Origin of the sequence: Wolbachia endosymbiont of Drosophila willistoni (genome assembly GCF_040084705.1) — a bacterium.
GTDB classification, from domain to species: Bacteria; Pseudomonadota; Alphaproteobacteria; order Rickettsiales; family Anaplasmataceae; genus Wolbachia; species Wolbachia pipientis.
The window spans coordinates 250,828-267,138 of record NZ_CP157591.1 but is presented as its reverse complement, the minus strand read 5'-3'; the positions used below and the strand labels follow the sequence as shown (position 1 = coordinate 267,138).

Genomic DNA, 16,311 nt, shown 5'->3' with positions numbered 1-16,311 from the left:
AAAATAATTGACAATGTTAATTTTCTAATTTATAAATAGATTTTGAAATGATTACCGAAGGAGGTATAGAGTTTGATAGAAGTATCAGTCCATTATGGTGATGTAGACAGAGCTCTTCCAGTATTGAAAAAAACAATTCAAAAGGAAGGAAGAGGGTTGAAAATGAAAAAACAATATCATGAAAAAAAATCAGAAAAAAGAGCTAAAAAGAAAGCTGAAGCTAAAAAAAAGAGGTACCAACAAGAGTGCAGAAGGCAACGTTATGGTTGGTAGTTTGTACTCAAGTTAATAGTTTATCATTGGTTATTTTATGAATATTCACGAATATCAAGCGAAAGAAGTTTTGCATAAATTTAATGTCCCAGTGCCAAAAGGTTTTGTTGCTACATCTGCAGAAGAAGTAAAGACTCAAGTAAGTCAATTAAAATCTGACGTGTTTGTAGTTAAAGCTCAAATTCATGCAGGTGGTAGGGGTAAAGCCGGTGGCGTAAAGCTAGCAAAGTCAGTTGAAGAAGCTCAACAGTTTGTAAAGGACATGATTGGTATGACTTTAGTTACTCATCAAACAGGGCCAAGCGGGCAGCAAGTAAGAAAAGTGTACGTTGAAGAAGGCTCAAGCATTAAGAAAGAGTATTATTTAAGCCTGGTAATCGACCCGAAGCTCAGCAGGCCAATATTCATATTTTCCTCAGAAGGTGGAATGGACATCGAAGAAGTGGCAAAAAATTCTCCTGCAAAAATTGTGAAATTTGATATTGATCCTGCTACAAGTTTTGATAGCAGCAAGTTAAGCAGCAGTTTTCATTTGAGTCCAGAACAAATAGAAAAGATATCGAACATTGCAAAAAAAATATATGATGCGTTTATTGCAACTGATGCGAGCCAAATTGAAATTAATCCACTGGTTGAAACAAATTCTGGAGATTTTATTGCGCTCGATGCAAAAATTAATTTCGATGATAATGCTTTATATCGTCACCCAGAAATTATGGAACTTCGTGATTATGATGAGGAAGTGAAAGAAGAGATAGAGGCTTCAAAGTATGGGCTCAGTTACATCAAAATGGATGGCAGTATTGGTTGCATGGTAAATGGTGCAGGTCTTGCTATGGCAACAATGGATATAATAAAATACTACGGAGCAGAGCCTGCTAACTTTTTGGATGTTGGTGGTGGAGCGAGTAAAGAAACTGTAACTGAAGCATTTAAAATCATATTGTCTGATAGCAACGTAAAAGGAATTCTGGTTAACATATTTGGTGGTATAATGCGTTGCGATATTATCGCAAGTGGAATTGTTGCGGCTGCAAAAGAAATGAGCATTAAAGTTCCTCTAGTGGTTAGATTATCAGGTACTAATTTTGAAGAAGGAAAAAAAATTTTAGAAGAGTCAGGATTAAATATTATTGCTGCAGATGAGCTAGATGAAGCTGCGCAAAAGATAGTAAAAGAGGTAAAATAAAGCATGTCCGTTTTAGTAAACAAAGATACAAGATTAATATGCCAGGGTTTTACTGGCGCACAAGGCACATTTCATTCAGAGCAAGCAATTGATTACGGAACGAAAATGGTGGGAGGTGTAACTCCTGGAAAGGGTGGGAGCACTCACCTTAATTTACCGGTTTTTAATACTGTAGCAGAAGCCAAAGAAAAAACCGGTGCAAATGCTACAGTTATATATGTACCTGCTAAATTTGCTGCTGCTGCAATACTTGAAGCAATAGATGCAAAAATAGAATTGATAATTTGTATTACAGAGGGCATTCCTATACTTGATATGGTGAAAGTTAAGCGTGCGCTTATCGGCTCAAAAAGTCGATTGATTGGTCCCAACTGCCCGGGAATTATTACCCCTGAAGAATGCAAAATAGGAATTATGCCTGGCCATATCCATAAGCGTGGACACATAGGAATTATGTCTCGCTCCGGAACTTTAACTTACGAGGCAGTAGCACAAACAACCGCTGTTGGTCTTGGTCAATCCACGTGTATCGGAATTGGGGGGGATCCAGTTCATGGTATAACATTTGTCGACTGTATGGAGCTCTTTTTAAAAGATAACGATACTCATGGTATTGTAGTTATTGGTGAAATAGGTGGAAACGAAGAAGAAGATGTATCACATTTTGTGAAAACAGAAAAAACTAAAAAGCCAATCGTTGGTTTTGTAGCAGGCCAAACGGCACCTCCAGGAAGACGTATGGGACACGCTGGAGCAATCATCTCTTCCAGCGGTGGAAGTGCTGGTGCAAAACTAGAAGTTATGCGGAGCGCTGGAATTGCAATTGCTGAAACCCCTGCAGTAATTGGTAAGAAGGTATTGGAAGTAATGCATCACTAGAATTAGGGTCACAAAAACCCTATATCACCGGTCATGAATACGTTATTTGCCCATTCGATTAATAACTTGCCTCCTGGTAAATTTACTGAAGTCTGTTGGGCAACCAGATATCCACGTAGTGTGGATGCAACAAGTGCTGCACAGGCTGCACTACCGCATGATGCAGTAATGCCTGTACCTCTTTCCCAAACTCTTAAAGCTATTTCTCCAGACTTTTCAACTTGTGCAATACTAACATTAATTTTCCGAGGAAATAATGCGTGATTTTCTAGCTTTGGTCCTAAATTTCGCAATGGTATTTCACTTATGTTATCAACAAAAAAAACTATGTGAGGATTGCCAATATTTACTGCAACAGGATCTTTTAGCATTTCAAGCTCTATAGGTAAGTGAAGAGTGTCACACTCAGTAGATAAGGGAATTTCATGCCATTTTAGCAAAGGTTTACCCATGTTAACCTTTATGGATTTATCACCCACTTTAAAACACTCTAAAATGCGTTTGCTTGTTAGCTCAATAATGGAGTATTCAGCACCTTTTTCTGACATTATCAAATATCCAACACAGCGTGCTGCGTTTCCGCACATTTCAGCTCGACTGCCATCAGCATTATAGATATGCATAAAACAGTCTGCAGCATTAGACATTGTTATAATTATCACTTGATCACAACTGCTTTGATCAGCAATTTGTCTATGGTTCCAGTCTAAATTGTTTGTTGAACGTGAGTCTATGATAACGAAATTGTTACCAGTGCCGTGCATTTTGATAAAATTTTCAGAATTTTGGCCACTCATCATAAAAAAATATTTCTTCTATTGGTCTTCTTTTCTTCTTACTTGTTTCAGCACCCTCTTCTTCGTAACCAACCGCTATCACTGACATTACGTTAAAGTCATTGGGTATATTGAACTCTTTCACTATTTTATCTCTATCAAATCCACCCATTTGATGGGCCATTAAGTTCATAACTGCAGCTTGTAACATAAGTCCATAATTCGCTGCACCAGTATCGTGATTAGCCCAAAAATTTTCACCTTTATCAGATTTGCGGAAATTCTTAGCGCTTAAAGATATGATTAACACTTGTGCATCTTTTGCCCATTTTTGATTAGATTCATCAAGGCAATTTAGCAGCTTTTCCCATGCGCTTTGATTGTTCTGTTTGTTGCATATTACGTATCTCCAGGGTTCATCACCAAAACATGAGGGAGTCAGCCTTACAGCTTCCATTAAAATATCCATGTCTTCCTGAGATATTGCTCTTGTAGGATCGTATGAACGTCCGCTGTGTCTTGCTTTCATCAACGATAATAGATCTTGTTTACTCATCATTTTTAATTTAATAGTGCATAAATAATTCATTGTAGCACAATATAAGCAAAATTTAAATTGCAAAACCTCTCATACACATATATTACATTTAATAAGTTATTTTTATTGGGAAGGTATGTTTATAACACAATCTAGCAGCAGATCAACACTGGCTGAAATATTGTCTTGCGTTTTACTTTTATTCTTGATGGCTCAAATAAGTATACCATTGCAGCCTGTGCCTATCGCATTGCAAACTTTAGGAGTAATGCTTATTGGGCTTAAATTTAACCGCAGAACAGCATTCTATTCTGTGCTTACATATCTATCACTTGGTGCAGCAGGATTGCCTGTTCTTGCAAATTTTTCTGGTGGTTATCACGCTCTCCTTGGACCAACAGGTGGATATTTAATTGGCTGTTTAGCTGCTGTTATGGTAATGAGCAAAGTAAATGAATTACTGAACTCTAAATATAAATCATTTGTGTGTAATTCTTTAAGTTGTCTGGCTGGTACAGTTGTAATCTTTATTTGTGGTGTTAGTTGGCTTGCTGTTTACTTGGGTCTGGGACAAGCAATAATGGTGGGTGTTTTACCATTTATCCTTCCTGGTTTGATAAAAATTTTTCTACTTGTAGCAGCTTTGCAATATTTGAAAAAATGATAAAATTTCGCCCTCATCATTTTATGTGCACCCTCGCGTTTCGGGGATATGGGTATTCTCAGGGTTTTGTAGAAAATTATAGGAAGATAGCAAGTGAAGTGGTTAGTACTCAAATCGAAGTAGTTGGTAACCTTGATAGTATTTGTAGTGCTTGCCCAAACCAGACTAAACAAGGTAAATGCACCGAACAAGCTAAAGTTTTAGAGCTAGATAGAAGGCATATGGAAATTTTAGGAATTAAAATTGGCGAGACTTTGACCTGGAGTGAAGCGGTAGAAAAGATTAGGGAGAAAATGTCTTTAGAGAAATTCGAGTACGCATGTGAGGGGTGCAACTGGCAGCCATATGGAATATGTAAAAATGCCCTTTTAAATCTACAAAGGTAGTTGACAAAATGTTAAGATAAATTGAAGCATTTTTGTGGAAATAAAGCGAAATATGGAAGACAAAAGATAAATGCATTCTGAAAGGCTACACAGCATGTTCGTCCCGCTAATTAATAATATCTTTATTATTGTATGAGATAGGTAATTTAGCATTTATGAATTTGTAATGTGTTGCATATAGCTCAAAGAAATAAGGTTTACTGGTTACACGCTGCAGCCAATGCCACAACACTAGGACCTATGTTTATCTGCATGTTAATTTGCGTTGTGATTTTATGGAGGTCTTCTGTTACCTATGCTAGTGAAAATTTGGAGATACAGAAGGCCTTTGATAGTGTTGTCAAGCATATAAAAGCTGATAAAAAATATAAAGATCTTGATGTTATTGAGAGAAAAAGTGATAAATTTAACATCAAAATTGCGCAGAATTCTGGCAAGAGTTTTGACATATACTCTACTTTAAAAAAAGCAAAAGATTCCTTTGAATCAGGAGATAATGAAACAGCTATTTCTCTCCTTAATCAGATCATTGCAAAGTTTCCTTATCATAAAAATGCTTTAATTGGATTGGGAAATATTTATTACGCTAATAAAGAATACAAAAAAGCTGTAGAGATTTACACAAGACTGTTAAAAGAACACCCTAGTAACCCTTACATATTAAAAAATTTTCTGACGATAATCTCACAATATAATCCTGATCTGGCGTTGAGTGAAATGTTAAAATTGTATGATATACATAAAAATTATGCTCCTTTATTAGCAAATTTAGGTATGATCTACATGAAAAAGGAGGATTATGTAAAAGGTAAAGAGTATATGATAACTGCTATTTCCCTCGATGAAAACAATATTTTTTATACTTATAATTTAGCTGTTATTCTAGATAAACTTTCAGATTTTCAAAATGCTACAATATTCTACTTAAAATTGTTGAACATGGCTACAACTTCGAAAGATGTGAGTGAAAAAATACCTTTATACAAAGTGACAGCAAGACTAAAATTTATAAAACTTCACAGCACGCACTCAAAGATTTCATAAAAGCTTATAGCTCACCTAAATCTAATTTATCGTATCTGTTCAAGGGAGTGGCTAATGTGCAAATATTGAAGCAAAGTGTGTGAAACACAGATGTACGAACATTTGTTTGCAAAGGTAATTTACACAACAAATGCATAACTGTACGAACATTGTGATTTTGGCCCATCAGGAGGGTGTCATCCCAGTGCTTGACACTGGGATCCAGGAATTTTATTAAGTTGGCGAGCATAAAAATAGCTGTTTTATGTAAAAATACAACGTTTTAATGATTATGAAAAAGCTGGATTCCAGTGTCAAGCACTGGAATGACACCATTCTTTTTTCTGGATCCCAGTGTCGGCTACTTGGATGACACCATTTATTGTAAGGACTTACCTCACATTTACTCTATGATTATCTTTTTAGATCACCTTGTCTACCTATTTTGCCACTCTGCTGAACGGATACAATTTATTGCTATTTTTGTTTACAATAATAATATTGAGCTATAGAATTAGATCTAAAGGGGCAATTAGCTCAGCTGGTAGAGCATCTCGTTTACACCGAGGAGGTCGGCAGTTCAAGTCTGTCATTGCCCATTTGCTTAACTGAATGTTAGTATTATTAATTACTTCAATTAAAGTATAGAAAATGCAGGATAATATAGTACCAATCTCAATAGTAAAAGAGCTGGAAGATTCTTATCTTTCCTACGCAATGAGCGTTATCATAAGCCGGGCTATACCTGACGTGCGGGATGGATTTAAACCTGTTCACAGGCGCATATTATATGCAATGTCAAGAGCTGGATTCGATGCCGGTAAGCCATATAAAAAGGCAGCTCGTATAGTTGGGGATGTAATGGGGAAATATCACCCACATGGTGATGCAGCTATTTACGATTCCTTGGTTAGAATGGCCCAAGATTTCTCTCTTCTTTTACCACTTGTTGATGGGCAAGGTAACTTTGGTTCGATAGATGGAGATCCACCAGCTTCAATGCGATACACAGAAGCAAGACTTCAAAAAGTGTCGCACTTTTTACTGAATGATATTGATGAAAATACAGTTAATTTTAGGCCAAACTACGATGGAAATGAAACAGAACCAGTTGTGCTGCCTGCAGAGTTTCCGAATCTATTGGTAAACGGTGCAAGTGGTGTTGCAGTTGGTATGGCAACCAATATTCCTTCTCATAATCTTGGAGAAATAATAGATGCTTGTATATTATATGTAAATAATCCTGAAGTTACTTTGGATGAGTTACTTGAAGTGATGCCAGGGCCGGATTTTCCAACTGGGGGAACAATTCTTGGAAGGTCTGGAATAAGATCAGCATTTGCAACTGGTCGTGGATCAATTGTTGTGCAAGGCAAGACTCATATAGAAGATCTGCCACAAGATAGGCAAGCAATAGTGATTGATGAAATACCTTACCAGGTAAATAAAGTAAAATTAATTGAGAAGATAGGTGAGCTTGTAAAAGAAAAAAGAATTGATGGTATAACAGAAATTAGGGATGAGTCCGATAAGTCTGGTATTAGAGTAGTAATTGACCTCAAAAGAAATGCTGAAGCAAGTTTTATACTTAATCAAATATTGGGGCTAACTCCACTAAGAAGTAGTTTTAGTGTTAACACTTTAGTGCTCAATAACAACAGGCCTGCTTTGATGTCATTGAAAGAAATCATAACTGCTTTTGTTGATTTTAGAAAAGAAGTATTAATCAGGAGAACAGAATTTCGTCTAAGAAAAACGAGGGAAAAAGCTCATATATATATAGGGCTCTACATTGCGGTCCTCAGCATAGATGAAGTGATAAAAATCATCCGCGGTGCAAAAGATCCTGCGGAAGCAAGTAGAGAACTTTTAAATAAAGAATGGAAAACTTCGAATGAAATCAATACTATTATCGAGTTGATTTCAGATAGCGCAAGCTTTTTGAAAGATGGAGTGTATAGATTAACTGAACTACAAATTAAAGCTATCCTTGATATGAAACTGCAGCGTTTAACAGGCCTTGAAAAAGACAAATTAGAAGCTGAGCTAAGTTCAATGATCAACCTGATAAAAGAATATATCGCTTTTCTTGGCTCAGGAGAGAAGTTGATGAAAGAAATAAAAAACAATCTACAAGAAACAAAGAACAGATTTGCTGTGCCGCGAAAAACTTCAATAGAAGAGTCAGACGCGGACATTGAAGCTGAAGATCTAATTCCACAAGAGGATATGGTGATAACCGTAACTATGAATGGTTATATCAAGCGTGTAAAACTTTCTCACTACAGAACTCAGCGTCGTGGTGGAAAAGGAAAGCTAGGACAGGGATTAAAAGAAGAGGATGTAATCACAGAATTATTTGTTGGAAATACCCATACTAGCTTTTTATTCTTTTCTAACATTGGTCGAGTTTATAGATTAAAAGTTTATAAGTTACCTCTTGCAGAGCCAACCGCACGTGGAAGAGCACTTGTTAACATATTTCCGCTTAGCGATGGTGAAACTATAACTAATATCATGCCATTGCCAAGTGAAAATGACGAAAATCAAAACATAGTTTTTGCTACTGCCTATGGAAACATAAGGCGTAACTCCTTAGCGGACTTTCACTATATTCCAAGCAATGGAAAAATAGCAATAAAGCTCGATGAAGGAGACAAATTAGTATCGGTTAAGGTATGTAATGAAATTGACCATGTTTTACTTTCAACAACGCTTGGAAAAAGTATCAGATTTGTTGTAAGTGATGTGCGTCAATTTAAGAGTCGCAATTCAGATGGCGTAAGAGGTATCAAACTTGTAAAGAATGACAGCGTGATATCCATGACCATATTAAATGGGATAGGTGTAGCAACAGAAACAAAAGAACTTTACTTAAAAGTTCCACTTGCAAAAAGACTGGGGACTGCAATTAATAACTCCATTGATTCTAAATTGGAAAAGACTTTGAATGATTTAGGAATAGATAACGAATTATTCTTAAAACTTGCAGTGAATGAGGAGTTTATATTAACTATTACTGAAAATGGCTTTGGTAAAAGAACTTCTGCGTATGAGTATAGAGTAACTAACAGGGGTGGTGTTGGTATCACCAATATTCTTACTACTAGCAGAAACGGTAATGTTGTTGCTAGTTTTCCAGTTGAGCAGGGTGATAATATAATGCTTATTACAGATAAAGGAAAGTTAATTCGCATTTCGGTCAATGAGATTAGAATTGCAGGACGCAGCACTCAAGGAGTCACTCTGTTTAAAACAGAAAGTAGAGAAAAAGTGGTGTCAGTAGCGAAAATTGAAGATCCTGATTCCACTGAAGATAGTATTTTTGAAGTTGAAAACTCTATCGCTTCTTAACCGTAGTATAGGTTAAACAAAAAGCGCAAGTTTTTGTTGATTAATACGCAGTATTTAAATTAAAATATATACTTATGGCTAAGTAAAGATCAATGGACAAAAAATTAACTAAAAATAAAAAATCACTGGCAGACAAAGAGGATAAAAAAACACCTCCTGTTAAAGATCTTACTAAAAATAAGAGTAGGAGAGATTTTATAACATTAACTACATGCGCTATGGCAGGTATAGGAGCTGCAAGCGGACTTTGGCCACTGGTTAAATCTATGAATCCTTCTGCTGAAGTTCTAGCAACTTCCACAGTGGAGGTGAATTTGTCTGGAATTCAGGAAGGACACGGAGTAAAAGTAAAGTGGCAAGGTAAACCAGTATTCATTCGTAGACGCACAAAGCAAGAAATTGAGGCTGCAAGAGCTGTGAATGTGAAGAGCTTGAGGGATCCTCAATTAGATGAGCAGAGAGTATACGAAGGAAAAGACGAATGGTTAATTATGCTTGGAATATGTACACATCTTGGGTGTGTACCGGTTGACCACGCTACAAGAGATGGTAATGGTTGGTTCTGTCCTTGCCACGGTTCATATTATGATACATCAGGTCGAGTAATTGGGGGTCCTGCACCGAAAAATATGGCTGTACCTGATTATTTTTTTCCCAGTGAGAATGTTGTGGTAATTGGCAAGAAGGCTTAACGAATATAAATAAACTCGTTAAAAAAAACTCACAGGATCAACATCTATTATCACTGCAATACTCGAATTCAAGTTACAATTTTTAATCCAATATTTCAGCTTTTTTTGTATGGATAGACTATGCTTATTGTGTATTTTTAATAATACCCTATACCGATACTTATTATTTAAAAAATTTATCGCTGCTGGTGATGGGCCAAGAATTTCAAATTCCTTTTTGTCTACACCTACATTTTTTTCCTGGATACAAATAGTTGAGCTACTTGAATGACAGAGAAGAGATTTTACTATTTCATTCGCTGCTTTTTGTGTTGCAATCTGATTCTTACCACAGATTATAAGCGCTATTAATCTGCTAAATGGTGGCATTTTGGCTTCGCGTCTTGACTTAAGTTCGATTTCATAAAATGAGTCTCTTTTTTGATGCAGCAATGCTTTTATTATTGAACTTTCAGGATTATTGGTTTGCACTATTACCATTCCTTTTTCATTAAACCTTCCTGATCTGCCTGCAACTTGGTGCAATAATTGATACGTCTTTTCCGCTGCTCTCAAATCAGAATTTTCGAGACTCAAATCTGCATTCATTACTCCAACCAAAGTTAATTTGGGAAAATTGTGCCCTTTAGCAATTATTTGTGTGCCGATTATAATGTTCACCTCTTCTTTCAATATCAAGTCAATTACGTTACTAACCGACTTCTGATCGCTGCTTATCATCGCAGTTTTTGCGTTTGGTATTAATTTCACCATTTCTTCAAGCAACCTTTCAATTCCTATGCCGTAGAGGGACAATGGCTGTTCACTTTGGCAATTAGAGCATTTCTCTGGAAGTTTTAATTGATAAGAGCAATGATGGCACAAAAGAGCATTTTTTTTCTTGTGATATGTAAGCCAAACAGCACAATTTAAGCAGGAAATTTTATATCCACACTTTTTACAAATTGCCAGTTGTGCATACCCTCTGCGGTTTAGAAAAAGCATAACCTGCTGTTTTTTCTCTATGGTTTGTTTGATGCTTTCAAAAAGCTCAGAGGAGATCCATTGCTTGTTGTTCCTCATATCTACTACTTTAATGAGTGGCAATTCTGCACCACCAAATCGTTTAGTTAGCTTTACATGATTGTAATTCCCGTTTTTAACATGATGAATCGTTTCAAGCAGTGGAGTAGCTGATGATAAAATAATCGGAATATTTTCAAATTTGGCTAAGATTATCGCCATATCTCGAGCATTATATATAATTCCCTGTTCTTGTTTAAAAGATGAGTCGTACTCTTCATCAACGATAATCAATTTTAGGTTTTTATAAGGCAAAAAAAGTGCTGATCGTGCACCAATAATTATCTGCGCATTTCCACTTGCTATATTGAGCCAATTATTCCGGCGAGTTTTTGGAGTGAGTCCTGAGTGCCATTCAACTAAGTTTTTTGATATCTGACCGCGAACACGATTTACCAATTGTGAAGTTAAAACAATTTCAGGTAGGAGGATTAAAATTTGTGTATTACCTTCTCCTGATGTCATTTCAACATATTCTGGTGTCATACTAGTACGTGGCAAAGACGGTATGCTAAATGTTACAGTGGGTTTTGCCTTGAGTATAAAGGTGTCATTCCAGCGCTTGACACTGGAATCCAGGAATTTTGATTGTAAATTAGGTATTGGTTTTAAGTTAAAATAAACATTTGTAATGAGGTTATATGAAAAACTGGATCCCAGTGTCAGGCTACTCGGATAACACCCTCTTGGTAGACCCAAATCACAATGTTCGTACAGTTGTGTCTCTGGGCACTGGGATGGTAAAGTCTGAGCAGCATCTGGAACGGCAGTGTAATTCTTAATCAATTGTGCAATCACAGAGAGATAAACTTCCGTTTTTCCAGATCCTGTCTCACCATCAAGCAAAGTCACTGAATACTCATTCAAACTGCTGATTATTTTATCACTAGCTACCTGCTGTTCAGGGCTTAATTGGCAACTTATTTCACTTATTTCCTGCTTCTGCTTAGCACAAACCAATTTATCTATGTGATTTACTTTTAACACTCCTCCCATTATCACTTTGGCAAGCATACCAACAGGTATTAAGTTATACTGCGCAACCCACTCTGCAAATGCGATCAATTTTGGTCTAATATTTGGTAAATCAATTTTTTGCTCAATAAATTTTAATTCTCGGTTACTTTTATCACTGTATTTCCAAACTATTCCGATTAAGCGTTTTTTGCCAAATGGCACCACTACGTAATCTCCAAGTAAAATCTCAGTATTTTCCTCAATTGCATATGAAAATAACTGATCAATTGGAAGTGGTAGTAATACGTCAACTGTTTTTGCCATAGTGATTGAGTTTAACATTGTTTTAAAGAGCTTGTAACTTTATTAAGCTTGGTAATATAGATGAATCGGTACAGAGAAAATCTTAACGTTTAACACATTTTTCATAGTACAGACCGTATGATTGATAAATAAAATGATTTATAGAATTTGTGGAGGCTACCAATGGTCAACGACAAGATTACTTTGAACTTTGAAATAGAAAAAGGCGAACCTATAGATCGATACTACTTTTCTGCACATATAAAGCTTACAGATGAAAGCAAAAATCTTTTGCGCGAGAAGCTTGGCAGTACAATTCAATTCGATAATCTAGATGATCACTTCAATCTTAACCATGAGAATTTTTATATCTACTACAACAAATATAGTGAGCACAATGGTAGAAGTGAGCTACACGTTAGGGATGATAACGGTAAATATTTAACCTCCAATCTTCCACTTAATTACTATGGATTCTCAATGGAACTATCACCTGACGGAGAGTCAATTGCAGATTATGGTTTTTATCCTCTGTATGCAATCTATAACCCAAATCACTATGATAAAGCAAAGGAAAAAGTATTTGATGATCACGGTGAATTGTCACCAATTGCATCAAATGTGTTAGATAATTTTTTAAGCAACACAAATAGCTTAACCACACAAGATATATTACAAAATGTATTCTCACAACTGCAGAAGAAAGCTGATGAAGAAGCAGAAAGATTGGCAAGAGAGAGAGAAGCAGAAAGACAAAGGGAGGAAGAGTTAAATGAAAAGAACGAGGAGTTAAAAGAACTTGTAGAAAAGGATGAGATTAAAATATTCAAAGTGGTAAAAGGTAATGATTTAGGTAATGGGCATTCAGCAGTAGTTTTACAACTTGATGGGGAAGAAGGTGACAAGATACCTCTCGACTCTAGTAAATACTACATAGCAGAGTATAGACATCACCCAGAATGGGAAGGCGATGAATATTTAAATTTTGTTAGCCCTGATAGTGATATGCTGGTTAATTATGAAAACTTATTTTTTGTGCTCAATCAAAGCTCCTACTCAGACTTTGAAAGTGGGTTTTATTCAGAAAACAGAACCGATCCCCATAATTATGCTAAATATTCAAAGGAACCATATTTGAGTGGTGACCAGCTATCTGAAAAATTATCTAATGAATTGGAGGAAGATAGCAATCAGATAGGTACTGAATTTACAATTGATGATGAGCAAGTAGACGAAGAAGTTGTGGTAGAGAGTGAAGCCAAGTCTGGGGAGAAAGGAACGGTTGGTGAGGATAACGCAAAAAATACTATACAGGAAGAAGAATCTAACTATATAGATCAAATGCAAGCGGATGATAGCAGCAGTTATAAACCAGCTTTGCAAAGCAATCGTGATGATTATGCTGATACGAAAAAAGCTCTGCAGGAAAAATTGCATGGAGATGAAATACACAAGCAAAGTAATGAGAAAGCTCAAAAAGATATAGAAGTAAAAAAAGTAACTGTGGAAACTGACAGTAGCAGTAATAAGACTGAAAAACAAACAAAACCAACAGAAGATGAACAAGAAACTGTTATGGCAAGTGTGATAGAAAATATGGATAAAAATTCTGATATTGAAGCAGAAACTTCTAACAGTGTTGCAAATTCACAACATCCCTTAAAAATAAAGACAGGAAGTCCTCTTGAAGTGGGAAAGTATAAGGTGGAGCTGCAAGTGACATATGATGATGTAAAGAATTTTTATGATACCGTACGTGGTAAATATCATGCTGGCGATGGATATAACTACGAACAAGTAATGGTTTTATATAATGAAATTGTTAGGCCCGCTCACAATCATCATTACGAGCTGTTTACTCTTGATGAAGCACATGTTGCTAATGATCACCTGTTTATCAAGGGTCAGGATTTTGGAACTCTAAATGATTTTAATGAGATGTTCTATAAAAGTGATGAGTTAATGTGATGTAAAAAGCAAGATTCAATCTGGTGAACGAGAGTTAACTGACAGAGGAGATTGACACGTATGCCTTTATCTTTAAGATTGTTTATCAAGTATAGACATCAGCTCGCCCCATTCTCTTTTACCAATATTACTTTCTTCTCTAGTAACGTTTTCCCCTTTAATTAATTTGCGAATTATTTCTAGACCAGTTCTTGAAATACAGGCTGATTCTAGGCAATATTCAACAAAGGCATTGTAGGCCAGTGGAACCCATTTTTTTATTATATCCAGCATAACTTCTGCATAAACTCTGATTTCATATTGGGCATGCTTATCAGCTCTAAGCTTCAAAAAATGAAGGAGATTATGCAGATCTATTTTCCAATAAAATTGCGTGTAGTAATTAAGCATTAGGTTAGTTCTGGCAATTTCTCTTGCAAGCCCCTGCTCAATAAATTTTTCATAATGAGAATATACTAAATTAGAGTCATTTATTAGAGAATCTATTATTTCCTTTGAGGTATCTGGATCAAAAGCTTCCCCGCTACCTTGTTTATTATTGTCAGATTGTTTTGCAACTTGTTCTGGTTTAGGTGTATAAAATTCATTATCAAGTATTGAATACCTTGCTGAATATTCATTCACATTTGCAGTTCTATGCCTTATCCATTGCCTTGCAACAAAAATTGGAAGTTTCACGTGAAACTTAATTTCACACATTTCAAATGGAGTTGTATGATGATGTCTCATTAAATACTTTATAAGTGCTTCATCCTGACTTATCTGTTTTGTTCCCTTGCCATAAGAAACACGAGCAGCTTGAACTATAGCGCTATCAGAGCCCATATAATCCACTACTCGAATAAATCCATGGTCTAATACCTTATGTTCTTCATATAAGATTGCATCTATTTCTTTTACTATAGTTCGTTTGGTTGCTTCATTCATAAAATATCCTCAAGACGAAATGGAGATATCAGCTCCACATGAATTGAGTTTTTCATGCATTGCTTCATATCCTCTCCATAAATGATGTGAATTGTTTATTATAGTTTCTCCACCGGCTACCAAAGAAGCAAGCACCAAAGCTGCTGTTGATCTTAAGTCAGTAGCATATAGATTAGCTCCAGATAAGCTTTTTATTCCACTTATAGTAGCTTTGCTTTTCTCGATGCTGATATTAGCACCTAACTTTCTCAATTCATCTGCATGTGTAAATCTGTTTTCAAAAATGTTCTCTTCAATTACTGATATCCCATCAGCGATGCACATTGCAGACATCAGTTGTGGTTGCATATCACTGGGAAAATTGGGATATGGATCTGTCGCAACGTTAGCAGACTTAATAGAGCCATTTTTTCTGGAAATAACAATGCCTCCATCATACAGTTCAACCATAGCTCCTATAGTCTCCAACTCATTTGTAATACACCTTATATCAGATAGATTTATTCCTTCCAACTCCAACTTACCACCGGTTATTATAGCAGCTAGTGCATAGGTGCCTGCTTCTATGCGATCTGGTATTATTTTATGAACACATCCATTTAGTGCTTCAACTCCTGTTATTATGACCTTTGTATTATCAATTTCAATATCAGCACCCATTTTCTTCAGAAAATCTATTAAATCAAGAACTTCCGGCTCAGTTGCAGCATTGTTTATTGTTGTCACTCCTTCTGCAAATGTTGCTGCCATTATTACATTTTCTGTTGCGCCAACACTTATTTTCTCAAATGTGATTTCTTTTCCTTGTAGCTTTCCTTTCACTGTTGCAATTATATTATAGCCGTCAATTTCAATTTTAGCTCCCATTTCTTCTAATGCTTTAATATGCATATCAACGGGACGCTTTCCAATGTTGCATCCACCAGGAAATGCTGTTCTCGCTTTGCCAAATCTGCTAAGCATTGGACCCAATATTAGAAAAGAAGTTCTTAGCTTACTTGCGGTTTTATATGGCATCACGTGATTGTTGATATTGCTGCAGTCAATTTTCAAAGTATGGTTCGCTTTATAATTTTTATTGTGCATAAAGTTCACTTCTGCTCCAAGACTTTCAAGCAACTTAGACATTAGATGCACATCAATTAAATCAGGTACATTATGCAAAATTACCGGGGAGCTACTTAATAGACTTGCTGCCATTATTGGTAAAACAGCATTTTTTGAGCCATTAATCTTGATTTTTCCGACCAAAGGTTTGTAGTTATTTCTTATTAATATCTTGTGCATTTAATTAGATATAAAGTATAATTCATTAGTTTA

The 16,311-nt window shown here is 35.9% G+C and carries 16 protein-coding genes and 1 tRNA gene; 11 read left to right on the top strand and 6 right to left on the bottom strand.

Features of this window, described 5'->3' with window-relative positions:
• Positions 1–72 precede the first annotated feature (72 nt).
• The 3 genes from rpsU to sucD are packed head-to-tail and all read left to right on the top strand — an operon-like array spanning position 73 to position 2,341.
• Positions 73–273, top strand: coding sequence for a 30S ribosomal protein S21 (gene rpsU / locus ABL518_RS01455; RefSeq protein ID WP_006279819.1), 201 nt, complete (start codon positions 73–75; stop codon positions 271–273).
• A gap of 37 nt (positions 274–310) precedes the next feature.
• Positions 311–1,462: an ADP-forming succinate--CoA ligase subunit beta gene (gene sucC / locus ABL518_RS01450; protein WP_006279820.1), complete on the top strand. Its 1,152-nt coding sequence runs from the start codon at positions 311–313 to the stop codon at positions 1,460–1,462.
• 3 nt (positions 1,463–1,465) lie between these two features.
• A complete protein-coding gene (sucD, locus tag ABL518_RS01445) occupies positions 1,466–2,341 on the top strand; it encodes a succinate--CoA ligase subunit alpha (RefSeq protein ID WP_010963102.1) in 876 nt (291 codons plus the stop codon).
• Between the two features lie 8 nt (positions 2,342–2,349).
• Here the strand turns inward: sucD and dapF are convergent, their stop codons facing one another.
• Positions 2,350–3,138 (bottom strand): diaminopimelate epimerase, encoded by a 789-nt coding sequence (gene dapF, locus ABL518_RS01440; protein WP_006279822.1) that lies wholly within the window; start codon positions 3,136–3,138, stop codon positions 2,350–2,352.
• Entirely contained in the window at positions 3,119–3,706 is a 588-nt protein-coding gene (locus ABL518_RS01435; RefSeq protein WP_095742826.1) for a nitroreductase family protein, read from the bottom strand. Before ABL518_RS01435 ends, dapF begins: the two co-directional genes overlap by 20 nt.
• An 85-nt stretch (positions 3,707–3,791) precedes the next feature.
• Here ABL518_RS01435 and ABL518_RS01430 point away from each other — a divergent pair, with 85 nt between their 5' ends.
• From ABL518_RS01430 to ABL518_RS01420, 3 genes are all read left to right on the top strand, one after another.
• Entirely contained in the window at positions 3,792–4,319 is a 528-nt protein-coding gene (locus ABL518_RS01430; RefSeq protein WP_095742825.1) for a biotin transporter BioY, read from the top strand.
• Positions 4,316–4,705: a DUF1284 domain-containing protein gene (locus tag ABL518_RS01425; RefSeq protein ID WP_010082044.1), complete on the top strand. Its 390-nt coding sequence runs from the start codon at positions 4,316–4,318 to the stop codon at positions 4,703–4,705. The genes ABL518_RS01430 and ABL518_RS01425 overlap by 4 nt, the downstream gene beginning before the upstream one ends.
• 168 nt (positions 4,706–4,873) lie before the next feature.
• Positions 4,874–5,749, top strand: coding sequence for a tetratricopeptide repeat protein (locus tag ABL518_RS01420; RefSeq protein WP_010082043.1), 876 nt, complete (start codon positions 4,874–4,876; stop codon positions 5,747–5,749).
• Between the two features lie 4 nt (positions 5,750–5,753).
• Here ABL518_RS01420 and ABL518_RS01415 read toward each other — a convergent pair whose 3' ends face one another.
• Positions 5,754–5,978 carry a hypothetical protein gene (locus ABL518_RS01415; RefSeq protein WP_152550491.1) on the bottom strand — a complete coding sequence of 75 codons (225 nt, stop codon included), beginning with the start codon at positions 5,976–5,978 and terminating at the stop codon, positions 5,754–5,756.
• Positions 5,979–6,039: 61 nt separating this feature from the next.
• Here ABL518_RS01415 and ABL518_RS01410 point away from each other — a divergent pair, with 61 nt between their 5' ends.
• The 4 genes from ABL518_RS01410 to petA all read left to right on the top strand — a co-directional run bounded on the left by ABL518_RS01410 (position 6,040) and on the right by petA (position 9,774).
• Positions 6,040–6,240: a hypothetical protein gene (locus tag ABL518_RS01410; protein WP_152550490.1), complete on the top strand. Its 201-nt coding sequence runs from the start codon at positions 6,040–6,042 to the stop codon at positions 6,238–6,240.
• 14 nt (positions 6,241–6,254) lie between these two features.
• Positions 6,255–6,327 (top strand) — tRNA-Val (locus ABL518_RS01405).
• Positions 6,328–6,379: 52 nt separating this feature from the next.
• Positions 6,380–9,082, top strand: coding sequence for a DNA topoisomerase (ATP-hydrolyzing) subunit A (gyrA, locus tag ABL518_RS01400; RefSeq protein ID WP_348994383.1), 2,703 nt, complete (start codon positions 6,380–6,382; stop codon positions 9,080–9,082).
• Positions 9,083–9,174: 92 nt separating this feature from the next.
• Positions 9,175–9,774 (top strand): ubiquinol-cytochrome c reductase iron-sulfur subunit, encoded by a 600-nt coding sequence (gene petA / locus ABL518_RS01395; RefSeq protein ID WP_010082040.1) that lies wholly within the window; start codon positions 9,175–9,177, stop codon positions 9,772–9,774.
• 18 nt (positions 9,775–9,792) lie between these two features.
• On the opposite strand, the gene priA is transcribed toward petA, so the two are convergent.
• Positions 9,793–12,135 (bottom strand): primosomal protein N', encoded by a 2,343-nt coding sequence (gene priA / locus ABL518_RS01390; protein WP_095742823.1) that lies wholly within the window; start codon positions 12,133–12,135, stop codon positions 9,793–9,795.
• Positions 12,136–12,279: 144 nt separating this feature from the next.
• On the opposite strand from priA, the gene ABL518_RS01385 reads away from it, so the two are divergent.
• Positions 12,280–14,064 carry a hypothetical protein gene (locus tag ABL518_RS01385; RefSeq protein ID WP_095742822.1) on the top strand — a complete coding sequence of 595 codons (1,785 nt, stop codon included), beginning with the start codon at positions 12,280–12,282 and terminating at the stop codon, positions 14,062–14,064.
• A 72-nt stretch (positions 14,065–14,136) separates the two neighbouring features.
• On the opposite strand, the gene thyX is transcribed toward ABL518_RS01385, so the two are convergent.
• Positions 14,137–14,991: an FAD-dependent thymidylate synthase gene (thyX, locus tag ABL518_RS01380; protein ID WP_010082033.1), complete on the bottom strand. Its 855-nt coding sequence runs from the start codon at positions 14,989–14,991 to the stop codon at positions 14,137–14,139.
• Positions 14,992–15,000: 9 nt separating this feature from the next.
• Positions 15,001–16,278 carry a UDP-N-acetylglucosamine 1-carboxyvinyltransferase gene (gene murA / locus ABL518_RS01375; RefSeq protein WP_006279833.1) on the bottom strand — a complete coding sequence of 426 codons (1,278 nt, stop codon included), beginning with the start codon at positions 16,276–16,278 and terminating at the stop codon, positions 15,001–15,003.
• Between the last annotated feature and the right edge of the window lie 33 nt (positions 16,279–16,311).